Origin of the sequence: Microcoleus sp. K1-B1, assembly GCF_036704705.1 — a bacterium.
Lineage (GTDB): Bacteria > Cyanobacteriota > Cyanobacteriia > Cyanobacteriales > Microcoleaceae > Microcoleus.
The window spans coordinates 38,636-57,024 of record NZ_JAUBSH010000016.1 but is presented as its reverse complement, the minus strand read 5'-3'; the positions used below and the strand labels follow the sequence as shown (position 1 = coordinate 57,024).

Annotated in this window: 13 protein-coding genes; 8 read left to right on the top strand and 5 right to left on the bottom strand. The window is 43.4% G+C overall.

Annotation, left to right across the window (positions count from 1 at the left end; translation table 11 throughout):
- Positions 1–129 precede the first annotated feature (129 nt).
- Positions 130–795: a glycosyl hydrolase 108 family protein gene (locus QUA83_RS08605; RefSeq protein WP_333292558.1), complete on the bottom strand. Its 666-nt coding sequence runs from the start codon at positions 793–795 to the stop codon at positions 130–132.
- Positions 796–894: 99 nt separating this feature from the next.
- Here QUA83_RS08605 and QUA83_RS08600 point away from each other — a divergent pair, with 99 nt between their 5' ends.
- The 4 genes from QUA83_RS08600 to QUA83_RS08585 all read left to right on the top strand — a co-directional run bounded on the left by QUA83_RS08600 (position 895) and on the right by QUA83_RS08585 (position 5,767).
- A complete protein-coding gene (locus QUA83_RS08600; RefSeq protein ID WP_333292557.1) occupies positions 895–3,075 on the top strand; it encodes a tetratricopeptide repeat protein in 2,181 nt (726 codons plus the stop codon).
- 38 nt (positions 3,076–3,113) lie between these two features.
- Positions 3,114–3,710 (top strand): tRNA isopentenyl-2-thiomethyl-A-37 hydroxylase MiaE, encoded by a 597-nt coding sequence (locus QUA83_RS08595; protein ID WP_333042132.1) that lies wholly within the window; start codon positions 3,114–3,116, stop codon positions 3,708–3,710.
- Positions 3,711–3,802: 92 nt separating this feature from the next.
- Positions 3,803–4,297 (top strand): GNAT family N-acetyltransferase, encoded by a 495-nt coding sequence (locus QUA83_RS08590; protein ID WP_333292556.1) that lies wholly within the window; start codon positions 3,803–3,805, stop codon positions 4,295–4,297.
- Between the two features lie 84 nt (positions 4,298–4,381).
- Positions 4,382–5,767: a cytochrome P450 gene (locus tag QUA83_RS08585; RefSeq protein ID WP_333292555.1), complete on the top strand. Its 1,386-nt coding sequence runs from the start codon at positions 4,382–4,384 to the stop codon at positions 5,765–5,767.
- A 197-nt stretch (positions 5,768–5,964) separates the two neighbouring features.
- On the opposite strand, the gene QUA83_RS08580 is transcribed toward QUA83_RS08585, so the two are convergent.
- From QUA83_RS08580 to QUA83_RS08565, 4 genes are all read right to left on the bottom strand, one after another.
- Positions 5,965–9,807, bottom strand: a complete 3,843-nt coding sequence (locus QUA83_RS08580) for a PAS domain S-box protein (RefSeq protein WP_333292554.1) — start codon at positions 9,805–9,807, stop codon at positions 5,965–5,967.
- A 363-nt stretch (positions 9,808–10,170) separates the two neighbouring features.
- Positions 10,171–10,338: a hypothetical protein gene (locus tag QUA83_RS08575; protein ID WP_333292553.1), complete on the bottom strand. Its 168-nt coding sequence runs from the start codon at positions 10,336–10,338 to the stop codon at positions 10,171–10,173.
- Complete coding sequence (locus QUA83_RS08570; RefSeq protein WP_333292552.1) at positions 10,325–11,716, bottom strand: malic enzyme-like NAD(P)-binding protein; 1,392 nt, start codon at positions 11,714–11,716, stop codon at positions 10,325–10,327. Before QUA83_RS08570 ends, QUA83_RS08575 begins: the two co-directional genes overlap by 14 nt.
- 853 nt (positions 11,717–12,569) lie before the next feature.
- Positions 12,570–12,965, bottom strand: coding sequence for a hypothetical protein (locus QUA83_RS08565; RefSeq protein WP_333292551.1), 396 nt, complete (start codon positions 12,963–12,965; stop codon positions 12,570–12,572).
- Between the two features lie 349 nt (positions 12,966–13,314).
- Here QUA83_RS08565 and argS point away from each other — a divergent pair, with 349 nt between their 5' ends.
- The 4 genes from argS (at position 13,315) to QUA83_RS08545 (ending at position 18,374) form a co-directional block, all read left to right on the top strand.
- Positions 13,315–15,072, top strand: coding sequence for an arginine--tRNA ligase (argS, locus tag QUA83_RS08560; protein WP_333292550.1), 1,758 nt, complete (start codon positions 13,315–13,317; stop codon positions 15,070–15,072).
- Positions 15,073–15,208: 136 nt separating this feature from the next.
- Entirely contained in the window at positions 15,209–15,352 is a 144-nt protein-coding gene (locus QUA83_RS08555) for a hypothetical protein (RefSeq protein ID WP_333292549.1), read from the top strand.
- A gap of 5 nt (positions 15,353–15,357) precedes the next feature.
- On the top strand, positions 15,358–16,485 hold the full coding sequence (locus tag QUA83_RS08550) for a restriction endonuclease (RefSeq protein WP_333292548.1): 1,128 nt from the start codon (positions 15,358–15,360) through the stop codon (positions 16,483–16,485).
- A 41-nt stretch (positions 16,486–16,526) separates the two neighbouring features.
- A complete protein-coding gene (locus QUA83_RS08545; protein ID WP_333292547.1) occupies positions 16,527–18,374 on the top strand; it encodes a hypothetical protein in 1,848 nt (615 codons plus the stop codon).
- Positions 18,375–18,389: the final 15 nt, after the last annotated feature.

Genomic DNA, 18,389 nt, shown 5'->3' with positions numbered 1-18,389 from the left:
GTATCTAAAGCGCGAGAAAGTTTATTCATACCGTAAATCAGCAACGCCATTTATAGAACACAGGCAAGATGTCTGTTCCACAAATATAGAATAAGAAATAACAATCAACAGTCAACAGTCAACAGTCAACTACTTAATCTTGTTCACATAGCCCCACAAACTGTAATCGCGACTCAGCCAACCCCGGAAAAAAGCCATTTGAGTCGGATCTTCTTGCACCCTTTTGTAGCGGTAAATAATCCGTTCATTAATCATTTGCAGCGCGGTATTTCTGTTATTTGCCCCTTTCAGCGCTTCCTTGGTGCGGGCATCAAAAACTCCCGTTTGCGGCAATCCTAACGCTTGCTGAAGAAAGGTAATTGAGTTATTAATACCGAAATTAACGGCGGTGTCAAACATGACGATCGCCAAAGCCGGCTGCATCGTGCCGGAAAGGCTCGAATCCCAGTAATATTTATAAATTTCTAGGAGCTCTGCTTCCGACATCTGCGTCACGTCAAGGGGCGGAAGCCCACGACTGTAGCGGTAGGCGTTGTATTCCGTTTGCAAAACCCCCCGATAAGTTCTGCCGCCCTTATCGGCTGGGTGATTGCTGAATCCGCCCTCAAAATATAGGGTGAAATAAAGAGCAGTTTGAAATAATTTCTGCCGAAAGCTGGCTGTCTGCTGCTGCTGTGCGAAAGTCTTTTGGGCAAAGGGTAAGGGGATTGCTAAGGTTAACAAGAGTATCCCCAGCAGGAGGTTTGGTTTCCACTTGATGTTATGTTGGCGCTGTGTCGCTTGCTTGTCGCTCATAAATTCTCTGTGACGATCGCCCGTAGTTCCGCTAAAACTGCTACTCTGCAAAATAATATAGATTCAACCTTTAACTTGATAGCACAGATAGGCCGCAAAATGAATTCCGATTTTCGCAACCAATCCGAAACACCCCAATTTGAAGATGCTGCATCGTTGACAGTCGCTGCAGAAACCTATTACTCTCAAGGCAATTTAGCAGCAGCCGTCGCTGCTTGTCGCCGTGCTCTGGAATTGCAACCGGATTGGGCGGCGGCTTACGTGACAATGGGCAATGTGCAGCAAGCAAGCGGCCAAATTGAGGAAGCGATGCGGTTTTATTCCGAGGCGATCGCTCTGAATCCGGATTTTGCTGAGGCTTATGCTAATTTGGGCAGTATGCTCTACAAACAAGGGCATTTGGTGGAGGCGGTTGTCAATTACGAAAAGGCGATCGAACTTAAACCAACTTTGGCTGCTGCTTACTGGAATTTGGCAGGGGCACTGAAGCAGCAGGGGCAGCAGGATGCAGCGGTAGCATACGAGCAAAAAGCTCTCGAACTCAATCCCCACCTGGCTCAGGTAGATTTTCACTTAAATTTAGGAGATAAATTAGCGCAGCAAGGGAAGTTAGATGAGGCGGTGGCTGCATGGCAGCAGGCGATCGCATTCAAACCCGATTTAGCCGAAGCATACTGTCAAATTGGCCGAGTTTTGCGCCACCAGGGTAAATTTAAAGACGCAATACCCAACCTTCAAAAAGCCCTAGAAATTAAACCCGATTTTATTTCTGCCCACCAACATTTGTGCGGCATCCTCAGAGATACTAGCGATTTAGCTGCAGCGCGGCAAGCCGTGCACCAATACAGCCAAATGTGTGCCGAAACCGATCCAATTATGACCGCGATTTACTTCATCAGCACCTATCAAGTGTCGGGATTAAATCAAATTGCGGGCGATCGATTTTTAGAACTAGAGTCATACTTGCAGCAAAACTTAGAAACCGCTAGCCCGGTGGAAATTAAATCGCTTTATGCAAACTTGTTATTCAGCACGCCCTATTTGCGAGATGACTTGGCAGCCAACTCAAAACTTTACAGATTAATTGCCCAAAAGTATATCGACCAATGTATTAAACCTAATTTTTCTCAACCCGCAAATTACAGTTTCAAACCAAATGCCCCATCCAGCCAGTTAAAAATCGGCTTTTTGTCCAATCACTTTAGCCGCCATTCTGTAGGTTGGTGCAGCGCTGACATCATTCGCGAATTGTCCGACATCACACCCAATGTGTATTTGTACGCTTCCGAAAGAATTATTCCTGACGATCGCACTCAGCAATTTGAAAGTTTTGGCAAACTGACTTTTCCGACAACATACCCGAACGGACTTGCCAATTCCGCCGAAATTATCGACCAAATTCAGCAAGATGAATTGGACGTTTTAGTTGATTTAGATTCTCTCAGCGTACCAGTTCACGCTGATATTCTCTACCAAAAACCCGCACCAGTTTGTGTTTCTTGGCTGGGATTTGACGCCCCTTACATATCGCCGGAAAATTACTTTCTTACAGACTGGCACTCGCACCCAGCAGACAGGGAAAAATATTATGACGAGCAGCTAATTAGGATGCCTGATTCCTTTGTCGCGGTGTCCGGTTTTCAGAGATATGGAGTCGATCCTGTTGCATTGAGAAGATCGCATCGGATCGGCTTGGATCAGATAGTTTACCTGTGCGTCAGTCCCGGCAGAAAATTTAATCGCGAGTTGGTAAAAGCACAAATTGCCATTCTAAAAGAAGTGCCGAACAGTATCTTAATTCACAAAGCTTTAGGCGATGCTGCGGTGTTTGAGGCTGCATATCACCAAGCTTGTGAAGCTGAGAAAGTGAGCAAGCACCGAATTAAGTTTTTGCCGAGGTTTGCTACTGAGGAAGAACACAGAATCATCTATTTGCTGGCCGATGTTTTGTTAGATTCTTATCCTTACAACGGAGGAACTCACACTTTAGAGGCTTTGTGGTCTAATTTGCCGGTGGTGACTCGCACAGGAGAGCAATTTTTGTCGAGAATGGGTTATTCGTTTTTGCAGACTTTGGGAATTGAAACAGGCGTGGCTTTGTCTTGGTCGGAATATGTGGAAGTGGGTGTAAAATTGGGCAAAGAGCGTGAATTGAGAAATGCAATTAAAGCACAGTTGGTGAAATCTAAAGATCCAGCCAATTTGTCGCCGCTGTGGAATCCGAAAAAGTTTGCTGGTGATATGTATGCGGTATTGGAAAAATTATGTAAGATAGGATAAATTCTGGTTAATGACTAATGACTGATAACTGATGACTAATGACTTCTACACTACCAACTATTAAGTTTTTGAAACAGCCGACTTCGGAAGCTTGGGTGCAACAGGCGATCGCCCATTTGGATACCATCTTATTAGACCATTCTCACTGCGAACGAAAAGCGGCAGGAGTAGCGTTAAATTTAATGTTTCGCTACCCAGCCAGGGAAAAATTGGTGAGGATGCTAACGGCGATCGCCCGCGAAGAATTAGAGCATTTCGAGCAAGTCAACCAGCGGTTAGAAAAGCGCAGCATTGCTTTAGGCCCTTTGGCTGCACCTCCCTACGGTGCCGGTTTGTCCGCCCAAATTCGCAAGCAGGAACCGGAGAGACTTTTGGATTCTTTGTTGGTTTCGGGTTTGATAGAAGCGCGCAGTCACGAACGGTTGGGGCTGCTGGGCGATCGCTGTCCCGATGCGGAATTAGCTAAGTTTTACCGAAGTTTGATGGCTTCGGAAGCGCGCCATTACGGTGTATATTGGATTTTGGCAACAACTTATTTCGATCGGGATATTGTGATGCAGAGGTTGGAGGAATTATCATTAGTAGAGAGCGAGTTGCTGGCAAGTCTTCATCCCGAACCGAGAATTCACAGTTAAAAGCTAGGTGCATTTAAAAACTGTAAAATAAAAAAAATTAGTAAGTTTACAGTTGCTAAAGTCAACAAATAAATATTAAGTTGCAACCACCAATGAAAACCCAACATCTGGATTTTTTAATTCGTTCCTGGGAAACGCGCGATCGCGCTGAGGCGTTCTATTTAATTAGGGATATTTTAGCAGAGTACGGTTTAAAATGCGAACCTCACGGGGCAGATCGAGATGTCTATGATGTAGAACTACATTATCATAATCAAGGCGGCGAATTTTGGGTAGTTGAACGGCAGGATAAAATAGTCGGTACGGCGGGTTACTATCCGATTGAGCGCGGAAATAATGCTGTGGAAATTCGCAAAATGTATATTTTGCCAGCAGCAAGAAGACAAGGTTTGGGGAAATTTTTACTGCAAGAATTGGAAAGTAAAATTATCGCTCGCGGCTTTGAGGAAATCTGGATAGAAACTGCCAGCATTCTCAAAGAAGCTGTGAAAATGTACGAAAATAGCGGATATCTACCGACAACTGGTGTGGAGACGCCAAGGTGCGATCGGGTTTACGTAAAATATCTAGGTATAAAAAATCTATAATAAGGTTTCTGTAAACAATGATTAATTTACTCAGTTTCAATCAACTGTTGATTGAAACTGAGTAAATAATCTAGGAGAAAAAAAATGACTATCCCCACAGAAAAATCTCACTATCAAAATCATGCTACCAACAAATTGCTAGACGGCCCTAAAAGCCATAGATTTGTTCAGACAGTGCGGGGCATTTTAAATCCTCTGTATTATTTAGATAGTAATTATCAACGCTACGGCGACCTTTTTACCAGCGAATTCAGCAACTTTCCGCCCCAAGTAATTGTTAGCAATCCTCAAGCTATTCAAGAAATTTTTACATCCGATTCCAAACTCTTTGAATCCAGTACGGGAAACCAGATAACGCTACCTTTAGTAGGCTCGAATTCGTTATTGTTGTTAGATGGCGATCGACATTTGCAGCAGCGCAAACTTTTAATGCCACCTTTTCACGGTGAACGGATGAAAGCTTACGGACAAATCATCCGCGATACAACCGAAAAAGTAATTAATAATTGGACTCCTGGTAACTCGGTAATCGCGCAATCAACTATGCAGGAAATTTCCTTGGAAGTAATTTTGCACACGATTTTTGGGCTGAGCGAAGGAGAACGCTACCAGCAAATTCAGCAACTAATGATTAATATGTTCAGCCTGTTTAGCAATCCATTAAGCGCTACCTTTTTGTTTATCAAGTCGTTGCAAAAAGATTTAGGTGCTTGGAGTCCTTGGGGAGGATTTCTTCGACAAAGACAGCGTTTAGATGAACTGCTTTATCAAGAAATTCGCGATCGCAAAACTCAGTCTGCACCGGGCGAAGACATCCTGAGCTTGTTAATTTGTGCTCGTGACGAAGCAGGAAAGCCGATGAGCGACGTTGAATTGCGGGATGAATTAATGACAATCTTATTCGCAGGACACGAAACTACAGCCACAGCTTTAGCCTGGGCTTTGTATTGGATTCACTACATCCCAGAAGTCCGTGAAAAACTGCTGAAAGAGCTCAATTCTATTGATGTCGAAAATTGCGAGCCGACGGAAATAAGTAAACTCCCGTATTTGAATGCTGTCTGTTGCGAAACGCTGCGGATTTATCCGATCCTATTTTTTGCATTTCCGCGCCTTCTGCAAGCTCCCATGCAGTTAATGGGTTATAATATTCCCAAAGGAATGATACTTTCTACCTGCATTTATTTGGTTCACCACCGACCGGATATTTACCCGGAACCAAAACTTTTTAAACCCGAACGTTTTCTAGAAAGGCAATTTTCGCCTTACGAATATTTGCCGTTTGGAGGAGGGAACCGCCGCTGTATTGGGGCGGCATTTGCCATGTTTGAAATGAAGTTAGTCTTGGCGAAAGTGCTGTCACAATACTCTTTAGAACTTGCAGAAAATCGTCCGGTTTTGCCAGTACGCCGGGGTTTGACAATGGCACCCGCTGGTGGTGTGCGTTTGGTTGTAAAGGGTCGGATTTGAAGGGAGCATCTCACCTTTGCAGCCCTCCGCTAGAAATTGGAGTTTTGAGGCAGGAGGCAGGAGGCAGGAGGCAGAAGGAAAGAGGAAGAAGGAAGGAGCCAGAAGAAGTATTTTTACAAATATGAGATGCTCCCGATTTGAATCCTATCAAATCCGGTCGATCGATCGGAGATGATATGATACCAATGCAACGGGTTTTAATTTATTTTTTGCCGCAGAGGAATCTCGATCGCAAATTCGGAACCTTCTCCCAATACAGAATTGTAAGAAAGCTTGCCGCCATGTTTTTCTACTATAATAGAGTGCGAAATCGCCAATCCTAAGCCAGTGCCTTTGCCAATGGGTTTAGTAGTGAAAAACGGGTCAAACAAGCGCTTTTGCACATCTTCGCTCATCCCAGGGCCGCTGTCAGCTATCCAGATGGCAACGCTGTTATTGTCGGTTACTTGGGTGCGAATCGTAATTGCGAGATTTTTGGCGGTGCGATCGGATTTCTTCATCTCCATTTCCAATGCGTCTAGCGCATTGCTCAACAAATTCATAAATACTTGATTTAACTGACCGGGATAACATTCCACTAAAGGCAAATTACCGTATTCTTTAATCACATTAATTGTCGGGTGATCGGCTTTATGTTTCAGGCGGTTTTGCAAAATCAGCAGCGTGCTTTCAATACCTTGGTGAATGTCAACTTGTTTCTTTTCGGCTTCGTCAAGTCTTGAAAAAGTTCGCAGGCTCAAAACTATGTCGCGGATGCGATCGGCTCCGACTTTCATAGATGCTAAAATTTTCGGTAAATCTTCAATAAGATAATCAATTTCTAAGTCTTCCCTTGCATCTACAATTCTTGCGCTAGGCTGCGGGTATTCCTTCTGGTAAAGTCGCAGCATTTTTAGCAAGTTTTGAGTGTATTCGCTGGTGTAGCTGAGATTGCCATAGATAAAATTAACCGGGTTGTTAATTTCGTGGGCGACACCTGCTACTAACTGTCCCAAACTCGACATTTTTTCACTTTGAATTAATTGAGTTTGGGTACGTTGGAGTTCGCGCAAAGTTTCTTCTAGCTGTTGAGTTTGAGCTTGAGCTAGTCTGGCAGCTTTGCGGGTTTGGGTGTACAGTTCGGCGTGGTCGATCGCGATCGCAATTTGAGCGACCACCGCTTGCATCAGTTCGACTTCCGAGTCGCTCCAATTTCGCACGGACATAGCCTGATAGCAGGTAATCACCCCAATATCGCCGGCAGCAGTATGAATTGGCAGCGACAGCACTGAGTTAAATTTTGAAGCCTGGAAAAGTTGGCGCAATTCTACATCTTCAAAAGTGCTGACATCATCAATTCGCAGAATTTCTCGCCGCAAAATCTGTCGCACAGCGAAATAAGATTTGTCGTCTATAAGATAAGTGCCGAGAATGCTCGGCAAATCTGCATTCTTGGCTTCAAAAGTTACGTCCCAAACCGGAGGATTGTTGTTGGGGCGATACCAAGTGAAGATGCACCAATCTAGGTGCATCAGATGGCGAATTTCTTGAACTGCGGTTGCTAAAATTGTGTCTAAATCTAAAGAAGTGCGGATTTGGTTGGCAATTTGATTGAGCAGTTGTTCTCTCTGAGCTTGTTGTCTGAGGGCTTGTTCCGATCGCACTAAAGTTTCTTCTGCAAGTTTGCGATCGGTTAAATCTTGGATCACTACTTGGATAATTTTTTCATTTCCCACTTCGATGACTGTTAGCACCACTTCTGCGGGAAAATCAGTACCGTCTAAGCGCTGATGAACCCAATCAAAACGGTGCTTTCCCCGCTCAAAGGCGATCGCGATCATTTCGTCAGCCAAGCTCAAAGAATCTCTGCCGTTGGGTTGGAAAGGAGGCGACAGTTTGCCTGGGTTTTTGCCGTACAACTCTTGCGGGGTAATGCAGCCAAATAGTTTTAGGGTGGCTGTGTTGGCATCGCAGATGTCATTGTCACATAACATGAAAACAGGCAAACTGGTTAATTCGTAGAGCGATCGAAATTTGGCTTCCGACTGCTGCAATGCCGCTTCTGTTTGCTTGCGATCGGTAATGTCGGCAACCATTGCCAAAGCGCCCACATAGCGTCCCTGTTTGTCTGCCAAGGAATTAGTAGAAACCATCGCCCACAAGTCCCTGCCGTCTCGGCGACGGAACTTAAAATCGTGCTGTTCGCGAATTCCTTTACGGCGACGGTCGAGACTGATTTGTGCGATCGCCATGCCTTCTGCATCCATGAAAGCAAATAGCGGCTGTCCGATCATTTCCTCTGAAGTGCAGCCGAGCATATTTGCCATTTTTTGGTTGACAAAAGTAGTTTTACCCTCCGTATCTATCATCCAAATTCCTTCATCTGCTGTCTCGACAATGCACCTGTATTTTTCCTCGCTTTCTCTGAGCGCTTCTTCTGCTAATTGGCGAGCCGTAATGTTTTGAGTCATTAGCAATCCGCCGATAATTTCTTGCCGTTCATTTCTGACTGGCAAAGCATAACCGAGGTAAACGCGATCGCTGTAAAAAAATTCTGTAACAACTGTTTCTCCTGCCAGTGCCGCCCGATAAGTTGGCTCGATATCAGCGCAAACATCTGGCTCGAATACTTCCCAGATTGTCTTGCCTTCCATCAATTCTTTGGCAAGCCCCACTGCTGCTAATTCTGTACCTTCTACCAGCGTGTAACGCAGTTCTGGATCGAACAAAATCACCGCACCGTTAGGAAAGTTGCTAGCCATAGTGCGGTAAAGCTGTTCGCTTTTTTGCAGCGCAGCTTCTGCTTGTTTGCGATCGCTAATGTCAACTACGACTGCACCGATGCCGAGAGCCTCGCCATCTTTGTCTAGCAAGGGAAAATAAGAGCCTGTCAGGTGTCGGACAAACCCAGGCTTTCTGGGATTGTCACCACTGATCTCGATATTAATTAAGGGTTGTTTTGTTCTCAAAATTTGTTCGTACAAAGGCTCTATTATTGGAGCCATATTCGGCAAGATTTCGCGTACCCTCTTGCCGATGTGCGCTGCTGGACTCAGGCAATTTATTTCTGCTAAAAATTGATTGATTTGCACGTACCGCAATTGGGAATCCAAAATGCAAAGTCCCGCCGGCGCCTCCTTCAAAAAGGCATCAAATAGTGATTGTCTCTGTGCTAATTCTTGTTCTAAAGCTTTGCAAATACTGAGATCCGTTAAAGAGCCAATCATCCCCACCACTTCTCCTCTTTTGTCTTTCAATAGCGAAAGCATCAGGTGCGAGGAAAATTTTTCTCCAGATTTACGGCGTGTGATAACTTCAATTTCGTGCTCGCCTTTTTTGTGTAGCGGCTTGATGACTTGCTCTAACAAAAATTCTTGCTGTTCGGGCGGGTAAATTAGAGAAATGTGCTGTCCGATAGCCTCAGTTGCTTGATAACCGTATAACTTTTGGCAGGCTTGATTCCAAATGGTAATCGAGCCGTCCATATCTGTAGAAATTACAGCCTCGTGAACTTGGTCGATAATTTGACTGTGGAGACGCAATTTTTCTTGAGTTTGCTCCAGCTCGGAGATTTTTTCTTCGAGTAGTTTCTGAGTTTTTTCCAGTTCCGCAGTCTGCTTTGTCAGCAATTTTTCTAGATGTGAATTGCTGTGCGGCGACGCTGATTCCAGGGGAGCGCTATTTTCAGACCCAGGATTAAAAATTTCTTCAGCGCTCAGCCAAATCGCGCGCACTCCCCCTGTTTCAATTGCCCGCTCGGAAACTCGCACGGGTACGAGATGGTTGTTTTTATGTTTGTATGCTGCTTCGCACGGGCCCGTGCAGCTATTGTTTGCTTGACTTTCTAGATATTTTTTTCGGCCCGCGTACTGTGTTTGCTGAATTTCCCAATAGTTGAGGTGAAGAGTTTCTGCAACTGTGCGACCGATAATACTTGCAAAAGCTGGATTTACGTCGATAAAAGTTCCGTCCGTCCGGCACAATGCCAGCCCGATAGGACACAGTTCTAACAATTGGCAACGGGAGCGATTGCGCTTGGCTTTTCCTAACTGGCTGTGCATCTGACTTAGCGGGACTTGGGTTATTCAATTATATCTTTTTATCTTGTTTATTACTGTAACTTTTATCCTTGATTAAGAAAGAGAGAAGAAGGAAGTTCGGCAACGATCACGCGATCGGGATTTAACAAATGTAACGGATAGATGCTGAGCTTGGAGGGAAGAAGGAAGAGGTTGGAGGTTGGAGGTTCGAGGGACGTTCGGCAACGATCCCTGTATGGGACTTAACGGATGGATGTTGAGGAAAAAGACAGGATGGAGAAACAAAAATGAGTAATAATCAACGGGGAGGAGGAAAGAGAGAAGGAGAAGAAACCCGAAAAATCACAAAAGAAGAAGTACAAAACTGGTACAAAGACCATTAATTTATACATGGTATCTTCCCTCCAACCTTCTTCCCTCTTCCTTCTTCCTTCTTCCGACTTCCATCGGACTGACATCCGTTACATCCGTTATATCCGTTATATCCGCTACATCCGTTACACAATCCGTTGCCGAACTTCCTTCTTCCTTCCTTCTATTAATCGCGGGCAATACCTTCGGATCTGGCGGCCAACTGCACTGCACCGGCGACAGCAATGGCAACTCTTTCGTCAAAAACCGACGGTATAATGTGCTCTTTGTCAAGCTGAGAAGGACTGACTAAAGAGGCGATCGCATAAGCTGCTTCCAAATACATAGTGGGCGTAATCGTGGCAGCTTTGCAGTCCAAAGCACCTCGAAATATCCCCGGAAATGCCAAAACATTGTTAATTTGATTCGGGTAATCGCTGCGTCCGGTTGCTATGATCGCCGCATCTTCCATAATTAATTCTGGCTGAATTTCAGGAATGGGATTTGCCATTGCAAAAACAATGGGATTCTCGGCCATCGAACGCACCATCGAACGGGTGACTACGCCGGGGGCGCTGACGCCTAAAAATACATCGGCACCGGCGATCGCATCTTCCAAAGTACCGCTCGAAGGCACGGCAAATTCTAGTTTTTCGGGGTTCATATCCGTGCGGTCTTCGGAGAGAACGCCTTTGGAGTCGCACATGATGATGTTTTGTGCACCTGCTTTACGCAGCAAGCGGGCGATCGCGACTCCGGCCGCACCGGCTCCGTTTATCACGATACACACTTCTGAGATGGTTTTTTTGACGATTTTCAAGGCATTAATTAATGCTGCCAAACTGACAATCGCAGTGCCGTGCTGGTCGTCGTGAAAAATCGGAATATCTAAGGTTTCCCGCAATCTTGCTTCGATTTCAAAGCAGCGGGGAGAAGAAATATCTTCGAGGTTAACGCCGCCAAAAACCGGGGCAATATTCTGCACTGTGCGAATAATTTCCTCGGTATCTTGGGTATTCAAACAGATAGGAAAGGCGTCAATACCTGCAAATTCTTTAAATAGCATGGCTTTGCCTTCCATAACTGGCAGTGCGGCGGCAGGGCCGAGGTTTCCCAGTCCCAAAACTGCGCTACCGTCGGTAACAATGGCAACAGTATTTTGTTTGATTGTCAGGTTATAAACTTGCTGGGGGTCATTGGCGATCGCAGTGCAGATGCGGCCGACTCCAGGGGTGTATGCCATTGCCAAATCTGACTGGCGTTTCAGGGAAATTTTGCTAACTACGCTGATTTTTCCGCCGCGGTGCAAGTTGAAAGTGCGATCGTACACTTCGAGCACTTTAATATCTGGCAGTCCTTTAACTGCTTGGACTATTTCTTCGTTATGTTCGAGGCTGTAAGCATCGACGGTGATATCGCGAACGGTAGTGGCGCGGGTTTGCTCGATCAAGTCGATTTGGCCGAAGTTGCCGCCGACAGATGCGATCGCGCTGGTGACTCTTGCCAGCATTCCCGGCTGGTTCGGCAGAGCAACCCGAATTGTTAAACTAAAGCTGGGATTTGGTGTCAGTTTTACCATGATGCCTTGATTTCAGATTTGAGAATTTCAATCTTAGATTTTATCCCCAATGTTAGGCATAAAATTTAATAATTCAAATTTTCAACTGAAATTTTTAACAAATTCTATGAGCTTGTGGTACGATCGCTCTGCACTGCCAAGGGTGTGGCTGGAAAACTGCTCTTTTTTTGAGTAAAGCTTTGCTCTGTTTCTAGCTGGTTACCAGGAATTTCTTGATGGTACCCGCCACGTGATTTATCCGTGGAATCAATCCAAAATCAAAAATCAAAAATCCTCAAGCCCCCGCATTTATCCGTGGGGTCAATCTAAAATCTAAAATCTAAAATCTAAAATTGATTGACTCTCCCACAAACACCCTATTTTCTGTCAATTTCCCAGGGAACCACGAATATGAAGCGCGGGGGTAAAAACCGGGTTTCTGAGATCAAAGTGCGGAACTCTTATCTCTTTTTGAGAATATTTCTGCTTATCCTGAACATCAGCAGATATTTCGCAAAAATCTATTTTCCAGCGATACCGCCTAATTCCTGCTGCTGTCTTTTGAAGCGAGACACCCAGGATAGTTGATGCGGCTTTTTGGTGGCCTGTATTGGGAATGTAAAAAGTAGATGCACGGCTGTTTGAGCCGGCAGGTAAAAATCTGAGCGACTGACAAGCGGGCCTTTGATATATATTTTGTCTGCTTGTTTAACACTTGCCAAGGATTGCGAATGCAACCTTGCAAACGCTCTAAATTACCTGCACGCTTTGCCCGATAATTCCAGGGATTGTAACTAACAGACAATCTACCCCGCGCCGGTACAGGCACAGGTGGAGCCGAACCTTGTTGAGTTGCTGGTTGCTAACTGTCAAGTTATCGATCGGCCGCAGCATCGGCCCATATAATTGTAAAGAATTTGCAAGCCAGACAATCTGGGGGAACTTTTTCTAAGTCTTGCATATCTACTGGTTGCTCTGCTTCGCTGCCGGGGGGAACTATGCACAGGGCAACTTGTCCGACTCCAGCCATGAGTTCGGCAACTCGCTCCAAAATACTGTCCATTTTTTCCATTAGTTGCTCTGCTGCATCGAGACTCGGCGCGATGATGAAAAAGGTTTTGACTCCATCGGGACAAGGGGCGAAGCCAAGCGTACACTCTCGTAATAGTGCTTGGGTGGAGAGACTGAAACCGTCGTAGAAGCGAGCGATTACTGCTTGATAAAAGGCGATTGTCAGAGAGCGATCGCCAAAAATAGGTTGAGATAACATAACTACTTCCTTTCGTAGGATTTTTGGGTGCATTGAAAAAATTTTAACATACCTTAATGTAAGCGATTTAACAAAATTATCTAGCGATCGAGATCATTGGCTAGATGTGATAATTTTTAATTTGTGTAGCGATCGCAACTGTGATAAAATGTACTCTGTGCTATTACGGCCAATGATTTTGATCGCATCAGCACCTCAAAGCTAAGTACAAAATTTCCTAGTAGGTGAGGAGAGGGGGAGAGGGCCAGAGGGAGATGGGCCGATGAAAATTACCTAAGTAGTCAGAGTATTATTGGCAAAAAGTGCTGAATCTAGAGTTTAAAATAAACATCCAATCAAAATATTAAAGATGAACTCGATCGCCCAACAGTTAAAAGCAAAATTTGAAAAAGCATTCACCGCTGCATTCGGTGAAAGTTATGCAGGTGCAGATCCGATGCTAGCCGCCGCCAGCAATCCCAACTTTGGGGACTTTCAGTGCAACGCGGCGATGAGTTTGGGGAAAAAGTTAGGAAAGCCCCCACGGGCGATCGCCTCGACAATTATCGAAAACCTAGATATTACTGACATCTGCGAAACCCCAGAAATCGCTGGGCCAGGTTTTATCAATTTGAAGCTGAAACCGGCTTATTTGGAAGCGCAAATTAGTGCGATCGCCGGCGACTCGCGTTTGGGGATTGAACCGGCGAAAACGCCTCAGACAATCGCGATCGACTTTTCCAGTCCGAATATAGCCAAAGAAATGCACGTCGGGCACTTGCGATCGACAATCATCGGAGATGCGATCGCCCGTACCCTCGAATTTCAAGGCCACGACGTACTCAGAATCAACCACATCGGCGACTGGGGCACCCAATTCGGAATGCTGATCGCATACTTGCGCGAAGTTCACCCCGAAGCCCTCACAACCGCTGACGCCCTAGACTTAGGCGATTTAGTCGCATTTTACCGCCAAGCAAAACAGCGCTTTGACACAGACGAAACCTTCAAAGAAACCGCCCGCCAAGAAGTAGTAAAACTGCAAGCAGGCGCAGAAGACACCCGCCGCGCTTGGAAATTGCTGTGCGATCAATCTCGCCGCGAATTTCAAGTAATCTACGACTTGCTCGATATCAAATTAACCGAACGCGGCGAATCGTTTTACAATCCATTATTGCCCGCAGTAGTCGAAGATTTAACCACTCTAGGTTTGCTAGTAGAAAGTGACGGCGCGAAATGCGTTTTTGTAGATGGTTTCACCAATAAAGAAGGCGAACCACTGCCGCTAATCGTGCAGAAAACCGACGGAGGCTACAACTACGCCACAACTGATTTAGCAGCAGTGCGCTACCGCATCCAAAAAGACAATGCAAAGCGCTTAATTTATGTCACAGATTCGGGACAAGCAAACCACTTTGCCCAAGTATTTGCAGTAGCCAGAAAAGCCGGTTGGATTCCTGATGATGTCGAAATTGTCCACATTCCCTTCGGTTTAGTATTGGGAGAAGACGGCAAAAAACTCAAAACTCGTTCTGGGGAAACGGTGCGGTTGCAGGATTTGTTAGATGAGGCGATCGTCCGCACGCGCCAAGATTTAGAAGAGAGATTAAAAGTCGAAGAAAGACAAGAAACTGAGGAATTCATTGCTAACGTATCTCGAACCGTTGGTTTGAGTGCCGTTAAGTATGCCGATTTAAGTCAAAATCGCGCAAGCAACTATATTTTTAGTTACGACAAAATGCTCGCATTGCAAGGAAATACCGCTCCTTATATGCTGTATGCTTACGTGCGCGTGCAGGGAATTCGCCGCAAAGGTGAGATTGATTTCGATAATTTAGATGCTGGTGCGAAAGTAATCTTGCAGTCTGATGCAGAGTTGGTTTTAGCCAAACATTTATTGCAGTTGAGTGAAGTGATAAATGCGGTTGAGGGCGATTTGTTACCGAATCGGATTTGTCAGTATTTGTTTGAATTGAGTCAAAAGTTCAATCAATTTTTTGAGCAGTGTCCGGTTTTGAAAGCTGAGGAACCGTTGCGGACTTCGCGGTTAATTTTGTGCGATTTGACGGCTAGGACTTTGAAGTTGGGTTTGGAGTTGTTGGGGATTAAGGTATTGGAAAGAATGTGATATAAAGTTTGTAGCTGTAGCGTGGGTGAGAGCAATAAATATTTGAATCTAGATGATGAGACTATTTGCACTCACGCACCTCCGCAAGCTTTTGCTCTACTTCTAACAGTTGTGTTGTAATTTTTTAGATGGAATTGTGACTAAGTTTATTTTACCGTGTGAAGAAGTGCGATCGCCTCTTCCTGCGTCAAATGTCAGGCTAATGGAAGTATTTTTCGATGTTGCTAAAGAGAGTATGTTATACTTTTTGGTGGAAAGTATTGAAATTGATACTAGATAGCCGTAATGCCTGAAAACATTAAGCCGATTCAAAAGATTCTCTTTGGTAGTCCAGGGACGGGAAAAAGCTACCAGATTCGGGAAATTGCTAGAGATAAATTAGGAATTCCATTGGATGACACTACTCACACTGTCAAGACAGTGTTTCATCCAGAGTACACTTATGCTGATTTTATGGGGAAGTTGTTGCCCCTCACCCAAGGCAACTCAGTTATTTATAAATTTTACCCAGGGCATTTTATTCGCATTTTGGGAATGGCATACCAAGGTTTAATTGATGGCAAGAAAGACCATTACTTGCTCGTAATTGATGAATTAAATCGAGGAAATGCGGCAGCTATTTTTGGTACTGTATTTCAGTTGCTCGATCGCGAAAGTGATGGCTGGTCGAGTTATGAAGTCGATATTTCTGAAATGGAGTTAGTTGGCTTACTGGAAGCAATGCGCCTAAAGCCAATCATTCAAGATGGAACAATTGAAATCAAAGAAGGAAAGACTAAAATACCTTGTGAAGACTTTTGTCAACGAAGGAAAGATGAATTAGCAGGAAATAATTCTGAGGGTAGCAGAGTATTTAGCCTTCTACAACAACGTCGAATTAATATTCCACATAACTTGTCTATTCTTGCGACAATTAACACTTCAGATGAATCAATTTACTACCTTGACAGCGCCTTTAAGCGGCGGTGGGACTGGGAATATGTTAATACTCCGCTAGAAAACGCATATATTCCCGAATCATTCCAAAATGTGAAGCTAGTAATTTATAATCAGGAAGAGGAGGAAGTGAAAGAATGGCCCTACTGTATTTTTGGAATCAATCAATTGATTAAATCAAATTATCAGGTGATTCGGCGGATTGAAGATAAACAAATTGGTTGGTGGTTCATTAAACCAGAAAACGGTCAAGTGGAGCTTAGCCAAGTAAAAGATAAATTAATGTTTTATCTTTGGGATAGTGTATTTGCAAGAGATAAGCGACCGTTAGAGCAGTTTTTATCTACTCCAGATCAAACGGTAAAATTAACTACCTATTCGGATTTTATCGATTTGACGGAAGAATTTATGATAAAAGTATGTAATCTCGGTAAAAAAAATTATGGCACAATTGGCACAATTGACATTGCATTCTAACTGCCAAGGTGGTTGCTATATTGTATAGGAGTTGCTAATTTATGATTAACTTCAATTCATTAAAGTTAAGAGTCCCCAATAATTACTCGTTTGTTGGCATTCAAAAGCAAGATGACGAACTGTACTTTTATCTACCTAAAGGGTTTGATGCTCGACTATCTGAGCTTGACACATTTGTAGGAAAACGAGATTTATTTTTCCTAATTTACAAAATTTTAGGCACTTTTAAAGAAATCTGTATTGAGAAAGGTTATATAGATGATATTGGTGAGTTGGGCACCCAGGATCGTGATGGTGTAATTAACAGTCATCGCGGTTCTGAAATCGAAGATGATGAAGACGATTCAGAAAATATATTTTACTCGAAGCTGGACATTATTACTCACTTTTTGAAGGCTTATGAGGAACCCAAAATTTTAGCCCTTGCTTATCGATTGGGCAAAAGTAACAAGTTTGATGTCAGCCAGATTCATAAATACTTACATCAAGCTGTGTATTTACCTAATCATGCAGCTTATGTCGATGAAATGCTACTTCCACGACGAGTAATGCAATTTGAATCTACTGATATTGTCACGATGTATTGCTATCTCTTTTGCGAGATTAAGCAGCAACTTGGAGAAGGGGTAAATGCTGAAATTACAGCATTAGCTGAGCGATTTCGTCAGCACCATCTCGGAAATCAAGACAGTCTTTTTGATGAACATAGTTATGAGCAGGTTTTAGATATACTCAAGGATGCCTTAGAAACAATTGACCATAACACACCCATAAAAGATGCTGATTATTGGCTGTATTACGAAGCAATCAAGTTATTTCTTTATGGCAATTGGCATCAAGCAGAAAATGGTGAAATTTGGGGGATTAAAAATTTTCATAGTGTCTGGGAGTCGATGTGTTTGACCTATATAGTACAAAGAAGCGATGCCTCATGGCTACTTTACTTGGATGATTGCTATCTAAGTTCTCGAACAGTGGAAAAAGCAAAATCATCTGCTAAGCTTATTGACTTATCGAATACTTTTAAAATAAATGGTTCTTCGATGACTCCCGATTCGATTTTATTTGAATCAATCAGACATAAAATTGAGGTTAAGAAGACTTATAAAGTGTGGGCTAATAATTGGAAGGATTATCAGAATCAAGAGATGACTAAATACTATGAAACCGAAATCGCTAGCAATTTTAATGACCATTATATAAATATGAAAATTGGTTATCTGGGTCAAGAAACGAATAATCATACCATCAAAAAATTACAGGAATTATATAAGCTTGATAGTAAGGGCGATATGATTATTAATGCTCCGTTACCCAATAATTTCTACTCATTTTGGGTAATTTCTTTTCCGCTTAATTTAGAAGTTCTCCATCAGATGTATTACTTCAATCATTTCTTTTATTTAGCCTTAAAAAAACAGATTAGGGACTGGGATCGATTTAACAAAGAAATTCTTCAACCATTAGGCGTAGAAATAAAAAATAATGTTTTTACTGGCTCACTTTTTCGCCGAGGGATTTTTGGAGAAAATATAAAACCACATTTTAATCACTTTATTCAAGAATTATTCGCTCAATTCGATCAAGATTTTTGTGAAATAATCGACATCAAATACTTAGACGCTAAATATTTCCGCGATCCCAACAAAATTGAAGAAATTAAACGTAGAAGTATCCGTAAACAGTTTGTCTATGAACACTTGCTTCAAAAGACTTTAGAGAAGAGAAAGGATCAATACAGTAATTTGAGTATTCGGAGTAGCTTTTGGCTCCCTAGCTACCTACCTGATGATTCAGAATTGTTACAAGATAGCTCGACTTTCATGGATGGCTACATTAAATTAAAAAATGTGAATTTTAAGTTATTGGCTAAAACCTATCTCGCTTAAAGCCTTTTAGCTAAT

Excerpts from the sequence above, each read along its gene's own strand:
- argS (WP_333292550.1), top strand. The coding sequence starts at position 13,315 with ATGAACTCGATCGCCCAACAGTTAAAAGCAAAATTTGAAAAAGCATTC.
- QUA83_RS08580 (WP_333292554.1), bottom strand. The coding sequence starts at position 9,807 with ATGCACAGCCAGTTAGGAAAAGCCAAGCGCAATCGCTCCCGTTGCCAA.
- QUA83_RS08595 (WP_333042132.1), top strand. The coding sequence starts at position 3,114 with ATGACTTCTACACTACCAACTATTAAGTTTTTGAAACAGCCGACTTCG.
- QUA83_RS08600 (WP_333292557.1), top strand. The coding sequence starts at position 895 with ATGAATTCCGATTTTCGCAACCAATCCGAAACACCCCAATTTGAAGAT.
- QUA83_RS08585 (WP_333292555.1), top strand. The coding sequence starts at position 4,382 with ATGACTATCCCCACAGAAAAATCTCACTATCAAAATCATGCTACCAAC.
- QUA83_RS08545 (WP_333292547.1), top strand. The coding sequence starts at position 16,527 with ATGATTAACTTCAATTCATTAAAGTTAAGAGTCCCCAATAATTACTCG.
- QUA83_RS08570 (WP_333292552.1), bottom strand. The coding sequence starts at position 11,716 with ATGGTAAAACTGACACCAAATCCCAGCTTTAGTTTAACAATTCGGGTT.
- QUA83_RS08605 (WP_333292558.1), bottom strand. The coding sequence starts at position 795 with ATGAGCGACAAGCAAGCGACACAGCGCCAACATAACATCAAGTGGAAA.
- QUA83_RS08590 (WP_333292556.1), top strand. The coding sequence starts at position 3,803 with ATGAAAACCCAACATCTGGATTTTTTAATTCGTTCCTGGGAAACGCGC.
- QUA83_RS08550 (WP_333292548.1), top strand. The coding sequence starts at position 15,358 with ATGCCTGAAAACATTAAGCCGATTCAAAAGATTCTCTTTGGTAGTCCA.
- QUA83_RS08565 (WP_333292551.1), bottom strand. The coding sequence starts at position 12,965 with ATGTTATCTCAACCTATTTTTGGCGATCGCTCTCTGACAATCGCCTTT.